Here is an 18,801-nt window from a genome sequence, read left to right on the forward strand (position 1 = left end):
TAGGAAGGAGCCATTTTTAATGACTAAACGCCGTGTAGTTGTAACAGGTATTGGAGCAATCTCTCCAGTTGGTAATGATGCAGAAACTGGATGGAAGAATATAATCGAGGGGAAATCGGGAATAGGACCTTTAACTCGTTTGAATGCTGAGGAATTCCCCGTTAAAGTGGCTGCTGAAATCAAGGAATTTGATATAGAGACATATATAAATCGTAAAGAAGCACGCAAAATGGACCGTTTTACCCATTATGCAATTGCAGCTTCCGTTATGGCATATAATGATAGCAAGCTGGAAATAACCGATGAAAATGCTGCACGTGTCGGGGTCTGGATCGGTTCGGGTATCGGCGGGCTGGAGACACTTGAAACACAGCATGAAAACTTTTTAAACAGAGGATATAAACGGGTGAGCCCATTTTTCGTTCCAATGATGATTCCGGACATGGCAGCCGGCCAGGTTTCTATCTTACTGGGTGCTAAAGGAATCAATTCATGTACGGTAACAGCCTGTGCAACAGGAACAAATTCAATTGGTGATGCGTTTAAAGCCATTCAACGGGGCGATGCCGATGTCATGATCACAGGCGGGGCCGAAGCGCCAATCACAAAAATGTCGGTTGCAGGCTTTTGTGCAAATACGGCTTTATCGACCAACCCTGATCCACAAACGGCTAGCCGTCCTTTTGATCTTAATCGTGATGGTTTCGTAATTGGGGAAGGAGCTGGAATTATCGTTCTGGAAGATCTTGAACATGCATTGAATAGAGGAGCCAAGATTTATGCTGAAATAGCTGGTTATGGCTCAACTGGAGATGCCTTCCATATTACCGCTCCGGCACCAGGTGGAGAAGGCGGGGCAAGAGCAATGAAAATTGCAATTGAGGATGCAGGTTTGAATCCGGAAGACATTCAATATGTGAATGCCCACGGAACGAGTACGCCATACAATGACAAATACGAAACGATGGCAGTCAAAGAAGTCTTTGGCGACCATGCTAATAAACTTGCAATAAGTTCCACTAAATCGATGACAGGCCATATGTTAGGGGCAGCAGGCGGTGTGGAAGCAATATTCACGATTCAGGCAATAAGGGACAGCATATTGCCTCCAACCATCAATATTGAAACACCAGACCCTGAGTGTGATTTGGACTATGTTCCGAATCAAGCAAGGAAGGGCGAAATCAATGCAGCCATCAGCAATTCACTTGGATTCGGTGGACATAACGCAACCATTCTTTTCAAGAAGTATCAATAAGTTATGAAGGAAGAGCAGATCCTTTGGGATCTGCTCTTTTTATTTTGAAGGGAAAATGCAAATGCGAGGGATATAAAATGTGTCAACCGCCTTCTTAAAATCATACGATAGTCAATAGGAAGCGGAGGTGTATGGGAAATGGGAGTCATTTCAACCGATGAATGGATGATGAAGGATTTCAACCGCCCGGTACAGATGATGGAAAGACTTAAAAGTACATTCAACAATACCCTTGATTCGAACATGATTTATCATCATTTATTAAAGCATGGCATGTATTCGCCGAATCAAAAAACAAAACTCACATGGAAAGACTTAAAAGAAAATAATGCATGGGAAAAAACTCAAAGCATGTTTACAGCCTATAAGAAGCTTTGGGGAGGGCCTGATGTTCCCATATATATTTTTCCGCTCATGTCTTCAGGGATATGGAATAAAAAAGTTGAAACGAAGTCAGGGTTGGCATTTAAAGATAAACTATTCCTTTTTTACGGCACGGGGATGGCCGAAAAGGAAATGGAGGCCCTGTTGATTCATGAATATCATCATGTTTGCCGTCTGCATCATTTGAAAAAGGACGAAAAAGAATACACTCTCCTGGATACGATGATCATGGAAGGACTGGCGGAAAGAACGGTGGGAAAATATTTAGGAACAAAATTTTTAGCGAAATGGACTAAGTTATATCAGGAAGATAAACTACGGGAATTTTGGAACAAGCATTTAGAGGAAAAGCACATGATAAAACGTACAGATCCTCTTCATGATGCACTTCTCCTTGGGACGAAAGGATATCCGTATATGCTTGGATACTGTAGTGGCTATTACCTGGTGAAAAATTTTGAAAAGCTCTCTGTGAAAAGATCATTCATTATCCAATCTGAAGAATTCTTATCAAAAAAGAGTTAATATATACGTTCTTTTTTTCTTAATCTGTTTTCTAGAATAGGAATAAATTGTATGGTTCCTGCCTATACTGATTGACAAACAGAAATTTGTTTAAGTGAGGGATGAATGATGCTATATCTTCATGATGTATGGGTTAACTGGTTTGAAGGAGAAGAAAACGGCTATAATATTTGTCATTTTCATGAATGGAGGAAGGATGACGGGATCGAACTACTAGATCAAGTTCCTTTGTTGAAAGTGTCATCAACATTGTTCCACTACATAGAGAACGACTTGTCAGAATTACCTAAGCCATTGCTCAATGATGTTTATCAAAAAGCATATGCAAGGAAAAATCATGAAAGAATTCAGCTTGACTATTGTTTTATCGTGACTGATGGAAATGGAATTTTAGCTGTTGATACGATAGGTTATCATATTCCGATTAGGAAAAGCAGAATAATTCCCCGGCAGGAACAAATTGTTTATGACATGATAGAAAACCATGATGAGATGGATTACACCTTTACTGAAAAACCTACATCTGAGAAAGAATATCATATTTTGTCGCCGTCTCCCTTATTCATGAACGGTTTGACAAGAAAAGAAAGACAGCTTAAGCAATTGCTATTCATGGCCATGGACCAATTATTCACTGCGAAAAACACAGCTGAAATCCGCTATTGGTATACAGAATGGGCCCCTGAGAAATATGAAAGCATTCAAGAAATGGATTTTCAGATAGCTTGGCTTGAGTTATATGAAGAAATGAAGGAAGGCTGGTCAGAGAAGCATCTTCAACTTTGTGAAAACCTTGTGAAGGGGCAGCCTTTTTTTGAAAAGCTTTGGCAAGTGGAGGCCGGCGATAGCCCATCGATATTATGAACAAAAAAGACGATCCGATGAGGATCGTCTTTTTTTATCTCTTTCTGCCAAGTCCCATGCCATTATACATTTTTCTGATCATTTTATTGGCTTCAATATTCGCCTTTTCTGCACCGCGGTCCAGAATCTCATCCAATTCAGGCGAATCGATCAATTCATTAAAGCGTTCCTGGATTGGTAGGATTTCTCCAAGAACCACCTCAGCCAAATCACTTTTAAAGTCACCATAACCTTTACCTTCATACATCTCTTCAATTTCTGAATAGGATTTTCCACTGAAGATGGAGTATATGGACATCAGGTTGGAAACACCCGCTTTGTTTTCCTTATCATAACGGACAATTCCTTCCGAATCGGTAACTGCGCTTTTGATGTTTTTTTCGATTTGCTTCGGATCATCCAATAAGGCAATCGTTGCCTTTTTATTAGGATCAGATTTGCTCATTTTCTTGGTTGGTTCCTGAAGGGACATGATACGGGCCCCTTCTGTAGGGAGGCTGATTTCCGGAATTTTAAAAATGTCATTATGCTTTTTATTGAACCGTTCAGCCAAATCGCGTGTCAATTCAAGATGCTGTCTTTGATCTTCCCCGACAGGAACCACATCTGTACTATAAAGGAGAATATCGGCAGCCATCAGCGGCGGGTATGTAAGCAGTGCTGCGGATACCCCTTCTTTGCCAGCGGATTTGTCCTTAAATTGCGTCATTCTCTCAAGTTCCCCTATATAGGATATACTTTGTAAAATCCAGCCTGCCTGAGCATGCGCAGGTACTTCTGATTGAATGAAGATGGTATTCTTTTCAGGATCCAAACCAATGGCCAAATATAAAGCGGCCAATGTTTTAATGTTTTTCCTTAACTTAATGCGATCTTGTGGAACTGTAATTGCATGCTGGTCAACAATACAAAAGAAACATTCATATTCATTTTGTAAGTTAACGAATTGTTTCATGGCTCCGATGTAATTTCCTAAAGTAACGGAACCGGATGGCTGAATGCCGGAGAAAATCCTTTTCAACTGCTAGTCACTCCTCTAAATACGTTTATTGATAAATGGATATTCGCTCTTCATTATTGTAAGGATAAATAGAAAATGAATCCACTTTCTTTGAAAGAAATGTGCGTGCCCCTGTGATGGGGAAAAACGCTCATTAAAATCTTGTGGAGGGCCGTTTTGTCCTGTATCGATGCCATTCTGAGAATACGAAATGTCCACTATACTGTATTTTAGCATTTATTCATATTAAATGTATAATCGAAACGGCAATCAAGCCAATAGAAAGGATTTTCCGTTTCTTTTTTTTGATATGGGAGAAATGAAGGGTTCAAGGAAAATCAAACCGTTTAACATATATCACAATGAGCAGACCATTTTAGGGAAGGATACTCACAAGGGAATACAGGATTATGAACGTATTCTTAAGGTTGAAACATTGTAAGGCAGTTTTTTTAATTATTTATAATATATAGGAGTAAAGTTAATTGTTTGTGGTATTAAAGAAAGGGGTTTATTATATTTGTTGAATATTGATGACTGATGGCGAATGAGGTGGAGAAAATGAAACCAATGTGTAAATGGTTGATGACAGGTATGTGCATATTCCTGATTCAACAGCCAGTTCATGCGCAAAGCATGAACGAAACCAGGCAGGTGGCATTAGAAAATAAAGAATTGCCTGTGAACGTACCGCGTTTTGTTTTTGATTCGGGGTTGAAATTTGACTATCCGGATGCTGTGCGCGGAATATATGTGACAGGGCCTGCAGCGGGTGGCAATAAATTGAATGAGCTTATTAAATATGTAGATGAAACCGATTTGAATGCGATGGTCATTGACATTAAGGATGACAGGGGGAACGTTACGTATAAACCCGAAGATCCCGATTCTCCATATGCAGGGATCGGTAAAGACTACATAAAAAACCCAAGGTCAATGCTGAAAAAATTTGAGGATAAACAGATTTATCCAATTGCAAGGGTAGTCGTCTTTAAAGACTCCCATTTGGCCAAAGAGAAGCCTGAATTGTCTTTTTTAGATGGAGAAAAGGTATGGAAGAATGGTCGAGGGGAAGCCTTCGTTAACCCATTCTTAAAAGAGGTGTGGGATTATAATGTCGGTATTGCCATTGAAGCGGCAAAGATGGGTTTTAAAGAAATTCAATTTGACTATGTCCGTTTCCCCGAAGGATTCGAAAATAAAGAAGATGATTTGAAATATGATGTAGGTGAATATGATGAAGCGAAAGTGAGTAATACAGCCAAAAGGGTTCAGGCAGTGACAGATTTCGTGAGTTATGCGAGGAAACAACTGGAGCCATATGGTGTGGAAGTGTCAGTGGATATTTTTGGATATGCGGCTACATTGCCTGAAGCTCCCGGAATTGGGCAAAACTTTACAAAAATTTCTGAGAATGTTGATGTAATTTCCTCGATGATCTATCCGAGTCACTGGACATCTTATTTTGGTATCGATAAGCCTGATTTGGAGCCTTATAATCTCGTTAAGGAATATGCGAAATTAGAAAACGGGAAGCTGAAGGAATTAAAAACACCACCTACTTCAAGACCTTGGTTACAAGATTTTACTGCCTCATATTTAGGAGAGGGGAATTACCAAAGGTATGGTAAGGAAGAAGTGGAAGCCCAAATAAAAGCATTGAATGACAATGGTATTGATGAATACTTGTTATGGAATGCAGCAAATCGATATACAAAGGGAGTAGACTATACCCCATGAAAAAAAGGATGACCTAGGAAGATTCTTCCGGTCATCCATATTCTCTCTGAATTACCGCTTTTTATTCCCGCCAACTTGACTCCACCCTGACTGAATTCGTTTCGATTGATCGAAAATATGAGAGTGACGTTTCCCGCCAAACCATTTTTCGCCGATGCCATTCGTCACAACGCCATTCACAGCTGTAATGCCAATAACGCAAGCAGCGACTAAAAAAAAGTCCAAAAAGTAATTGACCATCAAAACCCTCCTAATATTTTCAAGCTATTCAAGTTCCATTGTAGTGGATAAGAAATAATCTGGAAAGTATAAACTAGCAAATGAGGAGATTAAATTATGAATTGGTATGAAAAGCTAAATCAGTATTTCCCTATTGAAGAAATGAAGTCCAAAGAACATATAGAAGTTCTTTTAGAAGATAAACAGGAAATTTATAAAAAAGATGAAGGTCCCGACCATGTTTTATTGTATGTGGAAGGGGAAGAGTTTATATTCGTTGATTACCTTTTTGTATCTAAGAAAACAAGGGGGCAGGGACTAGGGAGGAAATTGATTCAAAAATTGCAAAAAAAGCAGAAAACGATCTTGCTGGAAGTAGAACCAGTACAAGAAAATGATGATGACACATTTAAAAGGCTGAAATTTTATAAAAGGGAAGGATTCCGGCACGCCTCTTCGATTTCCTACAGCCGAAAATCGCTTGCCACCAAGGAGGATACGCCTATGGAAATCTTATATTGGCCTGCAAACCCATCTGTTGATGAAGAAGACGTATTTGATTTCATGAAAGAGATTTATTCTGAAATCCATACTTACAAAGATGATGATCTTTATGGGAAATCTTATCAAGATGTAGAGGATGTACTAAGCTTGAATGCAGGTCAGGAAACGGATATTTTTAAAGAGGTGCAAATTTGAGAAAAAGGGCCGGTTGTTTCACCGGCCCTTTTTAATTTGTCGAAAAAAGTACAGTAAAGGAAAAAAATTGCGTGAACGGTCGAAAAAGTGTTCCAGCAGAAAACAACCGGAACATTTTTTGAAAATTGAGGCAAACTGTCTTTTCTTAAAATTTGTCAATAAAAGGAAGCTTCGAACCCCGAACCATGATTTTAAAAGAAGGTTTGGTTCCCCTCATGATTAATATGGGATGAAACCCACACTAGAGTGAAGAAATTTGCGACACTCCTGCCGAAAAACTGGCTCCGCCAAGACCCCACAGTCGGCGGAAAGGGAGCGGATTTCTGAAAACAACTGGATCGTTTTTTAGACTGTAGGCAATCTGTCTTTTCTTATTGTTCATATTTTACGGTAAAATGAATTTCTATAACTTCTTGGATGGTAGAATGCTCCCTTATCGCTGATTCTTTCGAATTATCTTTTTACTTTTGGAAATATATGTGCTAAAAGAATGGTTTTTAATGTAAAAGGAGGAATTTGCATTTGATTAAAGAAAATATATTAACATGATCTTGTTTATTGAAAAAGATTGGGGGTAAATAAAAGTAACGAGTTATTTAAAAAATCATGAGGGCCGTAATGAGAGTTAAATGAGAATGGTAGGTAGGTATTTTCAATTAGAAAAAGCGGTTTTAATGTATTACATAAAAAACGGAAAAAGCTATAGTACAGGCTAAACTAGAAGTTTAAAAGGATTTTTCCAAATATCAAAAAGGGTATTCATTTTAAATAAATTAGTGTATAATAAAGAAAATGAAATACTTATTTAAAATTATTTCAAATTAGAGTGGTACTTATGAATACTAATAGTAGATTTCCCCTCATAGATCACCGATTCTATATTTAGGGAGTGTGAGTAAACATGGTAACATTATATACATCACCTAGTTGTACTTCATGCAGAAAAGCAAAAGCATGGTTAGAGGAACATGAGATTGGATATAAAGAAAGAAACATTTTTTCAGAACCGTTAACGATTGATGAGATTAAAGAAATTCTTCGAATGACAGAAGATGGAACCGATGAAATCATTTCAACACGGTCAAAAACTTTCCAAAAGTTAAATGTAAATTTAGAGAGCCTGCCTCTTCAAGAATTATATAAATTGATCAAGGAGAATCCAGGTCTGTTGAGACGTCCAATTATCCTTGACGAGAAACGGCTTCAAGTTGGTTATAATGAAGATGAGATAAGACGCTTTTTACCACGTAAAGTCCGTACCTTCCAGTTACGGGAAGCACAACGTATGGTCAACTAATAAGGTCTTTCAAGCTCTGCCAGGAAATGTGCAGGGCTTTTTCTTTATACATAACGATTTTCCGCTGATTTTTTTAACTTAATGAAGGGGAACATAAAAGAATCCTTAGGCGACAGCAGACGTTTTGGATTTGCAGAAGGTCCCTTGAACCTGTCATCATTTAAAGAAAAAATAAAGAATGAAGCTCATCATTCTGTGTATATAATAAGGCATTAATGGCAGTAAGATTAAAATTGAATAAAGCATTAGGATAGTTGCATGAGGATGAATTATTTTATAGAATGAATGGAATATTAGGCAAACAATTGTTTTTTAGATAAGTAATGTTTTTTATTTCCCTTCTTCAAGGTTTTGTCATAAAATGATGTAAAATAGTCTGTTTTAATGACTATCATGATTTACAGTATTCACTTACGGGTAAAGAGCTTTTAAGAGCAATTTTCGCTTGGGGGTTATTATCCCTTCAAAATGAGAAAGGAAGGGAGAGGGGAATCATGGAAATCGAACGCATTAATGACGATACAGTTAAATTTTATATTTCCTATATAGATATTGAGGAAAGAGGCTTTGATCGCGAAGAAATTTGGTACAGCCGCGAGCGAAGTGAGGAACTTTTTTGGGAAATGATGGATGAAGTGCATCAAGAAGAAGAATTCATGATTGAAGGACCCTTATGGATTCAAGTTCAAGCCCTTGAAAAAGGCTTGGAAGTTTTGGTCACAAAAGCCCAGCTTGCCAAAGATGGTCAGAAACTCGAGCTGCCTCTTTCAGATGATAAGTTAAGGGATTTGAATGTATCAGACAAGATGGATACGCTTCTTGATCAACATTTTCATGGTAAAGATGAAGAAAGCGGTATGACATTCGAGGATGGTATAATTGAATTCATCACGACTTTCGAGGATTTTGAAGATGTCATTTCATTAAGCAAGCGTCATGGCTTGGATGACTGGACAACAAAACTTTATGTTTATCAGAATAAATATTATCTTTATATCGAATTTTCCGAGGCGGAGATTGATGAGGAAGAAATCGATAATGTTTTAAGTCTTTTATTGGAATATAGTCAGGAGTCACCTATAACGGTGCACATGCTTGAAGAGTACGGGAAGATAGTTATCGAAAATGATGTATTCACAACGGTCGATAAATATTTCGCATAGACTGTTGAGGCCGATTTCAGTAGAAATCGGCCTTTTCGTCCAAGATTAAGTGTTTTTTGCCTTAGCATGGAGGTTTTTCAAATATGCCTGTGTTTGTTTGTTAATTGGAGGTAGTCTAGGTGAAGAATATAGTTGGCGTCGGTCTGCTTATTCTCTTGTTGGTCAGTTCATGGCATTTTCTAATAAATGGCGTCGATGGCGGGCTGATTTTTTATTCTAGTCTTATATTGACCATTTTCTTGGTGATAATTGGATTCAACATTTTCCTGGAAAACCGAGATCCCATCCAGACCATAACATGGCTTGTTGTTTTTGGCGCTTTCCCATTCATCGGTTTCATTTTTTACTTTTTGTTTGGCCGTAATTTTCGGAAAGAGAGGATATTTCGCAAGAAGTACTTTTTGGACAAACAGAGTTTCGTGAAAATAAGCGGCGAAGCGGATTATAATGAACGAATTAAGGAAATGGGCGAGAACCCTCAGCAGTTAATCACTCTTGCAAATAGGCTGGGGAATAGCCCTATTTCATTTCAGACTGAAACCCGGGTTTTAAGGAATGGTGAGGAGACATTTTCCAATATCATCGAAGAATTAAAAAAAGCCAGACATCATATTCATTTAGAATATTATATTGTTAGGGATGACCGCATTGGCGGACTGTTAAAAGACATCTTGATACAAAAAGTAAAAGAAGGGGTAGAGGTCCGATTTCTCTATGATGCGGTTGGTTCTTGGAAATTAGCACGCTCTTATATCGATGAGCTGAAGAATGCGGGAGCCGAAATGGTGGCCTTTGGTCCGTTGCATCTCCCTTTATTAAATAATAAATTCAACTTTCGTAACCATCGTAAAATAATTGTGATAGATGGCTCTGTCGGTTTCATCGGCGGTCTCAATATTGGGGATGAATATTTGGGACAAGATCGGAAATTCGGTTCTTGGCGGGATACGCACCTTATCATAAAGGGGGAAGCGGTCAGGACTTTACAGCTCATATTTCTGCAGGATTGGTATTATAGCACCAATACTAGTTTTTTAAGTGATGAATATCTCATGGCCGGACTGCCGAACCATCACGGACATGGCGGAATTCAATTGATTGGCGGCGGACCTGATAGTGAGTGGACGATCATTAAAAGCATTTTTTTTAAGATGATCACTTCAGCAGAAAAGTCCGTCTGGATAGCCTCCCCGTATTTCGTTCCTGATGACGATATCTTACAAGCATTGAAGGTGGCTGCTTTAAGTGGTTTGGATGTCCGGCTGCTCGTCCCGAAGAACCCCGATAAACGTATCGTATTTCATGCTTCGAGAACTTATTTTCCCGAATTACTTGCTTCCGGAGCTCGTATATTCCAATATAATGAAGGCTTCATGCACAGTAAAATCATCATCGTGGATGAACAATTGGCATCAATTGGGACAACCAATATGGATATGAGAAGCTTTAACCTGAATTTCGAAGTCAATGCTTTTCTCTACCGGACGGAAAGTACTCAGCAGCTGGTGAATGATTTTTTGGAAGATATAAAGGTATCCCAAGAAGTGGAGATTGATGCGTTTTCCAAACGGAATTTCGGTTTGAAAGTTTTGGAGTCCACTTGCCGATTGCTTTCACCCCTTCTTTAGATACTTTCTCTTATGCCGATCAGGCATTTTTTTTTGCGGATTAAAAGGAATCCTAAGCGAAACAGGCGAATGTAGTGGGTGAGGAGGAGATGTATGCTAACTGCGATAAAGAAGGATGGGACATGGATTACCCTCCCTGAAAAGATACCGGCAAACGTGATTGATGAATGGAGAAAGTCAGCAGATTATTACTGTCCATGCTGCAAGATGGAAATGACCATCAAAGCGGGAAAAGTCAGGATCCCGCATTTCGCCCATAAAAATAGTTCGTCATGCCGCGCTTCTTCAGAACCGGAATCCGCCTATCATTTAATGGGAAAAAGAAAATTGTTTCAGTGGTTCTTATCACATGGTTATCAAGTGGATTTAGAAGCCTACCTTCCTGAAATTAAGAAAAGGGCTGATATTTTAGCTGTGATAGGAGGTAATCGCTATGCAATAGAATTTCAATGCTCAGTTATCCCAGAGGTTGAATTCATGGAAAGGACAAAAGCCTATCAAAGCATAGGCATCAAGCCAATTTGGATTCTCGCAGCAAAACGCTTAAAAAGGAAAAGTTTGTATGAATTCAGTTTATCCCGCTTCCACTGGCTCTTCGTCACCGGCAGCTTCCATCATCCTTTTCTTTGGATGTATTGTCCGGAAACTGATCATTTATCAGTATTGAAAAACCTCACTCCTTTTACCCCCAGAACCGTCTTTGCCGAATTGACAACAGCTTCTTTAAAGCTCCTTCCCCCTAGTCGGGCATTGCCCCAAAACTGCTTTCGATTCCCTTTTCTGCCTGCATGGAGATATAAACGAAATGGCTGGTCCCTTCATCGAATGAAAACAGCACGGAGATGCGATCCTTTTTTCGAAGGGCTATATTTACATCATATTTCACCTGCGACACTTCCAATTGAAGTGGGTGTTCCCGTCAGAGGGATGCTGTTGATCGAAACAGCCTCAATCGAATGGCAGGCATGGTTATACATGGATGTGTTTCAAGAGAAAAGAACAGGGGAAAAGATTTTTATGGCTGATATTATCCATATTTTTAGAAAGCGTTCAAAAAAAGGGGAAATAAAGTTCAGACCGTTGCCATTGCTTCATGAGAAACCCATCGAGTATCCTGTAGGTCAATATATCATGCTTTTGGAGCAATTTGGTTATCTATCAAAGCTGAAAGAAGGGGTTTTTAAAGTTGAAAGGGAAATTACCCTTCCCTTCACCAGTGATCAAGCTCAAATTTTGGAAAAAAATTTCTATGATAAGCATAAATTGATGATGGAAAAGGAGAATATCCAGTATAATCAGTGATAACATCTCTATTTATCTTGAATTCAGATGAAAGGGCAGGATTATTTTTGTTAATGGAGAAATAGTAATAAGAACTGGGAATTAAGAAAACTTTAAGAAAGAATGAACGCCGAATGAAGTATTGCAGCGTTCGATCCGGTTTAACGAGTTAGCCCAATGGCAAGTTTCTATAGAATGGGGAGGAATTTTTTTATGGCACAGGAAACAAAAGCGAATACATTACCTTCAAGAAGTGAAATAGCTCCTGAAGATACTTGGAGACTGGAAGATATCTTCGCAACCGAGGAAGATTGGGAAGCTGCCTTCAAAGCGGTAAAAGAAGACCTCAAGAAAGCGGAGGGACATAAAGGGACGTTGGGAGAAAGCGCAGAAAAATTATTTGCGGCCCTTCAACTCCAAGATGAGGTATTCGAGAAGCTAGGGAAAGTTTATTCTTATTCACATATGCGTAATGATCAAGATACAACCAATCCTTTTTATCAAGGGATGGAGGATCGGGCAAAAGCTTTATACGCCCAGGCAGCGGCTGTGTTTTCATTTATGGTTCCTGAACTATTGAGTATTGATGAAAACAAAGTGGAAGGGTTTTTGGAAGAAAAAGAAGATCTGAAATTATACAAACATTCTTTAGAGGAAATTAATCTTCAGAGACCCCATATTTTATCTGCAGAGCAGGAAGAATTATTGGCGCAAGCATCAGAAGTACTTGATGCATCGGGCAATACTTTCGGAATGCTTAACAATGCCGATTTGAAATTCCCGACCATCAAGGATGAAGAGGGAAATGAAGTGGAAATTACTCACGGAAGGTATATCAGTTTTCTTGAGAGTGAAGATCGCCGTGTACGTGAGGAGGCATTTAAAGGGGTATACAGCAAGTATGGAGAGTTCCGTAATACATTTGCTTCAACCCTGTCAGGTGAGGTGAAAAACCACAACTTCAATGCCACGGTTCGAAAATATGAATCAGCACGCCAAGCGGCGTTAAGTAATAATAACATTCCGGAGACCGTATACGATAATCTCGTTAAAACGGTCAATGACAACTTGCCATTACTGCACCGTTATCTTGATTTACGTAAAAAAGTACTGCAATTAGATGAACTTCATATGTACGATCTATTCACTCCTCTTGTTAAAGAAGTGAAGATGGAAGTGACATATGACGATGCCAAAGATTATGTCCTTAAAGGTCTTGCTCCGCTTGGGGAGGACTATTTGAACGTTTTGAAAGAGGGATTTGAAAACCGTTGGGTCGATGTGCATGAAAACAAAGGGAAACGAAGCGGTGCCTATTCTTCTGGTACATATGGGACGAATCCTTATATTTTAATGAACTGGCAAAATAACGTCAATAACTTATTCACGCTCGTTCATGAATTTGGGCATTCGGTTCATAGCTACTATACACGTAAATATCAGCCATATCCATACGGGAATTATTCCATATTTGTAGCGGAAGTTGCATCGACTTGTAATGAAAACTTGTTGAACGATTATTTACTGAATTCAATCGAAGATGAAAAGAAACGCATCTATTTATTGAATCATTACCTGGAAGGTTTCCGCGGCACATTGTTCCGGCAAACGATGTTTGCAGAGTTTGAACATACGATTCATTTAAAAGCTCAAAATGGGGAAGCGTTGACAGCGGATATGCTTACTAAGGAATATTATGAGCTGAACAAGAAATACTTTGGAGAGAACGTGACCATTGATGAAGAAATCGGTTTGGAATGGGCGCGCATTCCACACTTCTACTATAATTACTATGTTTATCAATATGCAACTGGAATCAGTGCAGCAACAGCATTGAGCAAGCAAATCCTTGAAGAAGGAGAGCCTGCTGTCAAAAGGTATCTGGAGTTCTTGAAGTCAGGAAGTTCCGATTATCCGATTGAAGTGCTCAAAAAGGCTGGCGTCGATATGACTAAAGCCGAACCTGTACAAGAAGCCATGAATGTATTCGAAGAAAAATTAAATGAGTTGGAAGAGCTTTTGAATAAATAGGATGTGGAAAGGACCCGAGCACTTCGGGTCCTTTTCAACTTATATGAATGTCCGTCATAATCCTTTAAAACGATTTCTCTGATTTAAGCTATGAAGAATTATGAAGAAAACAAAAAATAAAATAGGGGAGGTAAAATACAGAGGAATGAGGTTCATGATACCGAGCAGCTGGACAAATAGCGACCCTATCAAGAGTATGAGTAGAATAAAGCCTTTCAATTTGGTCACCTCCAACCTGGCCGCAGTAAAAGCTCATCTGCGCTTTATTAGATAGTATGTTTTAAAATAAGAAGTATTCTAAGAATATGACAATAATGTGAAGTTGCGCACAAAGTTCTTGCAATTAAGGTGTATAATCTGCTATAGTACAGATATAGAAGTTATCACATCCCAAACATATACCCCTTTGTTTGTTCGTCGTGAAATTTCTCCTATCCCCTTATTCGTATAAATAGATGAAAACCCCAGCAAATTTCGTGATTTGCCGGGGTTTTTCATTTGCATCAAAAGTAAAAAGAACAAAATGACGCCGGTTGTAACAAAAGTTGTACGAAAGATTAGGAAATAAAAACAAATGATCTAATATTTCTTGTGATTTACTTCACAATTAGATTCATTCCCACGCTTATCAGATATCAAAAACACTTATGTCTTTTAATTAAAATGGGCTCTTATTTAGCTATATATACCAGAAACGATAATTAAAAAATGAAAAATATATATTGTGAACAATTTGTGAAATGTTACACATACAGTTGAAACATAACTGGGTTATCTGTTATATTGTTTATTGTGAAGTGAATCACAAACAAACTTATACCCCTTTGTTTGATCGTGAAAAATTTCTCCCATCCCCTTATTTTCTTATAAAAAAAACCATGCAATCTTTTGATTTGCATGGTTTTTCCTTTTTAAATATAACAAAAAAGCAGTCAAATTCATGACTGCTTCTTTGTATATCTCCAAAACGTTCCGTATTTAGCAGGAATCTTCTCTGCCAACTGTTTTAAAACAAGCTTTTTCATTTCCAACTCGACGTTATTCTTATTCATATTATAAACAGTTTCAATTTCCTTTGTGGCCACTAGTTTGAAACAGCTTAAAAATTCTTCGAGAGAGGGGGGTTTTGCAGGGGCTGGAAGACCATTGAGCATATCTTCTAAAATTTGAACATATACCTCGTAAGAATAGACACCTGAAACTTTTATTCCCTCTTCTTCAATATTTTGATTGAAAAAGACAAGGGAAGGTATTTCAGTCACTTCCATTTCGCTTGTGATTTTCATGTCACATTGAAAGCCTTTGGCTGCACTGGAAGAATTGATGTCATAAAGGAATTCCTCCACATCCAGTCCAACCATTTTGGCACATTCGGTCAAGACTTCGATATTGGATATATCCTTTTTTCCTATGAATACATATTCTTGAAGCTGCCTTAAAAAGCGAATGGCCAATTTACGCCCCTGCAATTCCGCTGCTTTTATTGCGATGGAAGCTGTATATGGAGAAGAGATTGGGTTTTCAGACCAAAGGCTCCCGTCGCAGGACATTCCCGAGCGGCTGGCTGTCTTTTCCCAAACTTGAGCAATGTTTTCATAATTTTTATTTTTCCCCATATTAAGAGTATCGATTTTACCGCTTAAAACATGGCGTAAACTGAACAATTGGCCATATTCTATCTGTAATTTCCTAATAATTGGTTCTAAGCCCCAGCATTCGGGACAAAGCGGATCAACAAAAACATAAATTTCAATTGGCTTTTTTCCTATATCATAGCAATGCTGCGTCTTGATCCAATCGGAAATATTGAAAACTGGTTTTTGTGCGCTCAACTGTCTTCTCCTTTCCCGTCAGTTCCGGATGTATTGATCATATGCTGTGCCGTCAAATAGAGGCGGTGATAGAAAAACTCCCTAATCTCACCCTCAAGGCCAACTTCGTCCATAGCTTGATACATGCATGAAAGCCATGCTTTCGCACGTTCTGGTGTAATTTCAAAAGGTATATGTCGAGCCCGCAACATAGGATGGCCATGCTCTTCGGTATATAAAGAGGGACCGCCTAAATATTGAGTCATAAATTGTTTTTGCTTACGGACCGTTTCAGTTAAATCGTCAGGGAATATTGGCTGCAGATCCGGGTGCTGACTAACGTTGGAGTAAAACACATCAATTAATTTGTGTAATTGCCCTTCTCCAATTAATTCATATGGTGTAGGGTTCCCTTGCATCATGTTGATTACTCCTTTTAAAGAAAGATGGTTGATATTTATTCATATTTTATCAATGACGTACTGATATAACAAATATATAGCTTAAAGAAAATTTTACATCTGTAGTATGACACAGGGGAATGATCGGAAATTACACCTTTGGGGGCTCTCCCATTTGTTCTGGGTTTGTGGAAGAAGCCATATATAGACATGAAAAAAACTGACCCGTCACAAATAAACAAGGTCAGCTTGCTTTAGCTTGAAAATGTGCCATAAACTTTTTGAACATAGTTCTGAGTTTCTTTAAAGGGCGGGATGCCGTTATATTTATCGACGTTTCCTGGCCCTGCATTATAAGCAGCAAGAGCAACCTGGATGTCCCCGTCATATCGTTCCATCATTTGACTTAAATATTTACTCCCGCCCATGATGTTTTGTTCTGGATCGGTTGCATCATCCACCCCAAGGCTTTTTGCAGTTGCTGGCATTAACTGCATAAGACCAGTAGCACCCGCATAACTGGTTGCTTCAGGGTTGAAGTTCGATTCTTGTTTAATGACAGACTTAATCAGTTTTTCCGGGAGATTATATAAACTGGCCGCCTGGCTGATTATATGATCATAGTTTGTTGCGGTTTCGCTGCTGCTCTGATTGTTAGGATGGGCAGCGGATATCGTGTTGATGTTCATGGATGTTAGGCCGCCGGGTTGAAGAAAGGATTTCGTTTCCGCTTCCACATTGGATAATAAGGAACCCAATTTCTGCGAAGTGCTTTCAAGAGCATCACCCGAAACCAGTTCCGAGAGCATGTCCTGGAAAACGAATCGAGATGAATTTGTATTTGTGAGGCTGCCATTTGTGAATTGCTGGATTGCTTGCAATTCCATAAACGTTTTGAAATCTTGGATTTTCAAACTCTCCACCTCCGAATGGGTTCAAACAGGATTATTCCTGGAATTTGGCGCGATAAAACCTCTTAACCTTATTTTCGGTTTCCCTTACCGGAATTTGAAGGGTTTCAAGGAGGGTCAGGAAGTTTTTTTTCCCGGCTTTTGCATCCGTCACTTCATATTCAAGCTCAAAGTCTTCCTGATTCAAATACGAACTATGATCTAATACAAGTAAACCCTCTTTGTAAGGAAATTCAAGACGGTCTGTCTTTAGTGTCCCAAAGCAGGTAAAATCTTTTGGATCAATTCCGCATTCTAGGATAAGATGTTGGATCTCGCCATCAGGGAATGTGTTATGATTCAGAAATGCATATGCGGTTTCTTCAGGAATATCTTGATTCGTTTCCAATAATCCTTCTGTAGCGGGCTGTTTTAAAGTCAGCTCGTAACGCCCGTTTTTCTCCCGGATTCTAAGCGCAGAATCTTGATTTTTCAAAGTGAATCCGAGTGTATCGAAGTAATGATTTTTCTGGGTTTTAAAGTTCGATGCCCCGAGATGAAAGTATTCGATCAGTTGACGAAATTCTTTTTCGCTTAAAAGGTTTTTAAATTCAATTTCAATATGCTGGTTCATGTGTTCCATCCTTTCTGACTGATTCTTAGGTTAATCATATAAGAACCATTCCAGCTGTCAAATTGAATTCAATAATTTTTGCTATTATACTTGAATATTTAGGAATCAATTGCAGGATATGATAAAATATAAACGTTGAGCACGAAAAATGGATTATCGTATATATAGAAATTTAATACATACTTTTTGCTAGAAAAAGAAATAGGATCCAGCGGTGAATTGGCATAAAGTCATGTGACTGCTGGATTTAGGAGAGCGTTCTGCCCATACCAGAGTTGAACAGGCGCTTTTTAGATAGATATAGGTGGTGTGGCAATGGAGAGTTGGGACGACTTCTTGGCGCCTTATACTCAGGCTGTCGAAGAATTAAAGGTTAAGCTAAAGGGATTAAGGAAACAGTTTGAGAGAGAGAATATTCACTCGCCGATCGAATTTGTAACAGGCAGGGTAAAGCCGATTGTCAGCATTTTGGATAAGGCGAGCCTGAAGGATATTCCCATTGATAAATTGGGAACTGAAATTCAGGATATTGCAGGGCTTCGCATGATGTGCCAGTTCGTGGATGATATCGAACAGGTAGTTGAACTTTTACGAGGTCGCAATGACTTCGAGATAGTCGAGGAGAGGAATTATATTTCCCATAAAAAAGCAAGCGGCTATCGTTCTTATCATGTTGTAATCCGCTATCCCGTCCAGACGATCCATGGCGAAAAAAATATCCTTGCCGAAATACAAATCAGGACTCTTGCGATGAATTTTTGGGCAACGATTGAACATTCTTTGAATTATAAATATAAAGGCATTTTCCCGGAAGATATTCAATTGCGACTCAAACGTGCAGCGGAAGCGGCCTTCCTGCTTGATGCAGAGATGTCGCAAATCCGTACGGAAATCCAGGAAGCACAGCGTCTTTTTTCCAGGAAGAAAGATTCTTGAACGCATAAATGGGTAAACGAGAAGAAAATTTGTGAGGTGG

18 protein-coding genes are annotated in these 18,801 nt (G+C 38.8%); 11 read left to right on the forward strand and 7 right to left on the reverse strand.

Features of this window, described 5'->3' with window-relative positions; translation table 11 throughout:
- The first annotated feature begins 19 nt into the window (after nt 1-19).
- From fabF to AC3ISB_RS06370, 3 genes are all read left to right on the forward strand, one after another.
- The gene (gene fabF, locus AC3ISB_RS06360) at nt 20-1,258 is read left to right on the forward strand and encodes a beta-ketoacyl-ACP synthase II (protein WP_098371294.1); all 1,239 of its coding nucleotides are present in this window, start codon (nt 20-22) and stop codon (nt 1,256-1,258) included.
- A 138-nt stretch (nt 1,259-1,396) separates the two neighbouring features.
- Nucleotides 1,397-2,167 (forward strand): DUF2268 domain-containing putative Zn-dependent protease, encoded by a 771-nt coding sequence (locus AC3ISB_RS06365; RefSeq protein ID WP_480339989.1) that lies wholly within the window; start codon nt 1,397-1,399, stop codon nt 2,165-2,167.
- A gap of 108 nt (nt 2,168-2,275) precedes the next feature.
- Nucleotides 2,276-3,031 (forward strand): YjbA family protein, encoded by a 756-nt coding sequence (locus AC3ISB_RS06370; protein ID WP_034314514.1) that lies wholly within the window; start codon nt 2,276-2,278, stop codon nt 3,029-3,031.
- A 34-nt stretch (nt 3,032-3,065) separates the two neighbouring features.
- Here AC3ISB_RS06370 and trpS read toward each other — a convergent pair whose 3' ends face one another.
- Nucleotides 3,066-4,052 carry a tryptophan--tRNA ligase gene (gene trpS / locus AC3ISB_RS06375; protein ID WP_098371292.1) on the reverse strand — a complete coding sequence of 329 codons (987 nt, stop codon included), beginning with the start codon at nt 4,050-4,052 and terminating at the stop codon, nt 3,066-3,068.
- Nucleotides 4,053-4,625: 573 nt separating this feature from the next.
- Here trpS and AC3ISB_RS06380 point away from each other — a divergent pair.
- Nucleotides 4,626-5,771 carry a putative glycoside hydrolase gene (locus AC3ISB_RS06380; protein WP_489276872.1) on the forward strand — a complete coding sequence of 382 codons (1,146 nt, stop codon included), beginning with the start codon at nt 4,626-4,628 and terminating at the stop codon, nt 5,769-5,771.
- Nucleotides 5,772-5,822: 51 nt separating this feature from the next.
- On the opposite strand, the gene AC3ISB_RS06385 is transcribed toward AC3ISB_RS06380, so the two are convergent.
- Nucleotides 5,823-6,011, reverse strand: a complete 189-nt coding sequence (locus AC3ISB_RS06385; protein ID WP_098371291.1) for a hypothetical protein — start codon at nt 6,009-6,011, stop codon at nt 5,823-5,825.
- 96 nt (nt 6,012-6,107) lie between these two features.
- Between AC3ISB_RS06385 and AC3ISB_RS06390 the strand changes: the two genes are divergently transcribed.
- From AC3ISB_RS06390 to pepF, 6 genes are all read left to right on the forward strand, one after another.
- Entirely contained in the window at nt 6,108-6,689 is a 582-nt protein-coding gene (locus AC3ISB_RS06390) for a GNAT family N-acetyltransferase (protein WP_098371290.1), read from the forward strand.
- A gap of 901 nt (nt 6,690-7,590) precedes the next feature.
- Nucleotides 7,591-7,986, forward strand: coding sequence for a transcriptional regulator SpxA (gene spxA / locus AC3ISB_RS06395; RefSeq protein WP_034314502.1), 396 nt, complete (start codon nt 7,591-7,593; stop codon nt 7,984-7,986).
- 494 nt (nt 7,987-8,480) lie between these two features.
- On the forward strand, nt 8,481-9,149 hold the full coding sequence (gene mecA, locus AC3ISB_RS06400) for an adaptor protein MecA (protein WP_098371288.1): 669 nt from the start codon (nt 8,481-8,483) through the stop codon (nt 9,147-9,149).
- Nucleotides 9,150-9,268: 119 nt separating this feature from the next.
- Nucleotides 9,269-10,777, forward strand: coding sequence for a cardiolipin synthase (gene cls / locus AC3ISB_RS06405; RefSeq protein ID WP_480339990.1), 1,509 nt, complete (start codon nt 9,269-9,271; stop codon nt 10,775-10,777).
- A gap of 93 nt (nt 10,778-10,870) precedes the next feature.
- Nucleotides 10,871-12,079: a competence protein CoiA gene (locus AC3ISB_RS06410; RefSeq protein WP_489275852.1), complete on the forward strand. Its 1,209-nt coding sequence runs from the start codon at nt 10,871-10,873 to the stop codon at nt 12,077-12,079.
- 192 nt (nt 12,080-12,271) lie between these two features.
- On the forward strand, nt 12,272-14,089 hold the full coding sequence (gene pepF / locus AC3ISB_RS06415) for an oligoendopeptidase F (protein WP_489275853.1): 1,818 nt from the start codon (nt 12,272-12,274) through the stop codon (nt 14,087-14,089).
- A 54-nt stretch (nt 14,090-14,143) separates the two neighbouring features.
- Here the strand turns inward: pepF and AC3ISB_RS06420 are convergent, their stop codons facing one another.
- From AC3ISB_RS06420 to AC3ISB_RS06440, 5 genes are all read right to left on the reverse strand, one after another.
- A complete protein-coding gene (locus AC3ISB_RS06420; RefSeq protein ID WP_489275854.1) occupies nt 14,144-14,317 on the reverse strand; it encodes a hypothetical protein in 174 nt (57 codons plus the stop codon).
- A gap of 710 nt (nt 14,318-15,027) precedes the next feature.
- Complete coding sequence (locus AC3ISB_RS06425; protein WP_480339993.1) at nt 15,028-15,921, reverse strand: ClpXP adapter SpxH family protein; 894 nt, start codon at nt 15,919-15,921, stop codon at nt 15,028-15,030.
- Complete coding sequence (locus AC3ISB_RS06430) at nt 15,918-16,322, reverse strand: globin domain-containing protein (RefSeq protein ID WP_053534150.1); 405 nt, start codon at nt 16,320-16,322, stop codon at nt 15,918-15,920. Before AC3ISB_RS06430 ends, AC3ISB_RS06425 begins: the two co-directional genes overlap by 4 nt.
- A gap of 233 nt (nt 16,323-16,555) precedes the next feature.
- A complete protein-coding gene (locus AC3ISB_RS06435; protein WP_489275856.1) occupies nt 16,556-17,224 on the reverse strand; it encodes a lytic transglycosylase domain-containing protein in 669 nt (222 codons plus the stop codon).
- A 22-nt stretch (nt 17,225-17,246) separates the two neighbouring features.
- Nucleotides 17,247-17,825 (reverse strand): CYTH domain-containing protein, encoded by a 579-nt coding sequence (locus tag AC3ISB_RS06440; RefSeq protein ID WP_141993153.1) that lies wholly within the window; start codon nt 17,823-17,825, stop codon nt 17,247-17,249.
- 315 nt (nt 17,826-18,140) lie between these two features.
- Between AC3ISB_RS06440 and yjbM the strand changes: the two genes are divergently transcribed.
- Nucleotides 18,141-18,761, forward strand: coding sequence for a GTP diphosphokinase (yjbM, locus tag AC3ISB_RS06445; RefSeq protein WP_034314484.1), 621 nt, complete (start codon nt 18,141-18,143; stop codon nt 18,759-18,761).
- The last annotated feature ends 40 nt before the right edge of the window (nt 18,762-18,801 follow it).

The sequence above is a fragment of the Peribacillus sp. GL_122 genome (genome assembly GCF_057835005.1).

Excerpts from the sequence above, each read along its gene's own strand:
- fabF (WP_098371294.1), top strand. The coding sequence starts at position 20 with ATGACTAAACGCCGTGTAGTTGTAACAGGTATTGGAGCAATCTCTCCA.
- AC3ISB_RS06365 (WP_480339989.1), top strand. The coding sequence starts at position 1,397 with ATGGGAGTCATTTCAACCGATGAATGGATGATGAAGGATTTCAACCGC.
- AC3ISB_RS06370 (WP_034314514.1), top strand. The coding sequence starts at position 2,276 with ATGCTATATCTTCATGATGTATGGGTTAACTGGTTTGAAGGAGAAGAA.
- AC3ISB_RS06380 (WP_489276872.1), top strand. The coding sequence starts at position 4,626 with ATGTGCATATTCCTGATTCAACAGCCAGTTCATGCGCAAAGCATGAAC.
- AC3ISB_RS06385 (WP_098371291.1), bottom strand. The coding sequence starts at position 6,011 with ATGGTCAATTACTTTTTGGACTTTTTTTTAGTCGCTGCTTGCGTTATT.
- AC3ISB_RS06390 (WP_098371290.1), top strand. The coding sequence starts at position 6,108 with ATGAATTGGTATGAAAAGCTAAATCAGTATTTCCCTATTGAAGAAATG.
- spxA (WP_034314502.1), top strand. The coding sequence starts at position 7,591 with ATGGTAACATTATATACATCACCTAGTTGTACTTCATGCAGAAAAGCA.
- mecA (WP_098371288.1), top strand. The coding sequence starts at position 8,481 with ATGGAAATCGAACGCATTAATGACGATACAGTTAAATTTTATATTTCC.
- AC3ISB_RS06410 (WP_489275852.1), top strand. The coding sequence starts at position 10,871 with ATGCTAACTGCGATAAAGAAGGATGGGACATGGATTACCCTCCCTGAA.
- pepF (WP_489275853.1), top strand. The coding sequence starts at position 12,272 with ATGGCACAGGAAACAAAAGCGAATACATTACCTTCAAGAAGTGAAATA.
- AC3ISB_RS06430 (WP_053534150.1), bottom strand. The coding sequence starts at position 16,322 with ATGATGCAAGGGAACCCTACACCATATGAATTAATTGGAGAAGGGCAA.
- AC3ISB_RS06440 (WP_141993153.1), bottom strand. The coding sequence starts at position 17,825 with ATGAACCAGCATATTGAAATTGAATTTAAAAACCTTTTAAGCGAAAAA.
- yjbM (WP_034314484.1), top strand. The coding sequence starts at position 18,141 with ATGGAGAGTTGGGACGACTTCTTGGCGCCTTATACTCAGGCTGTCGAA.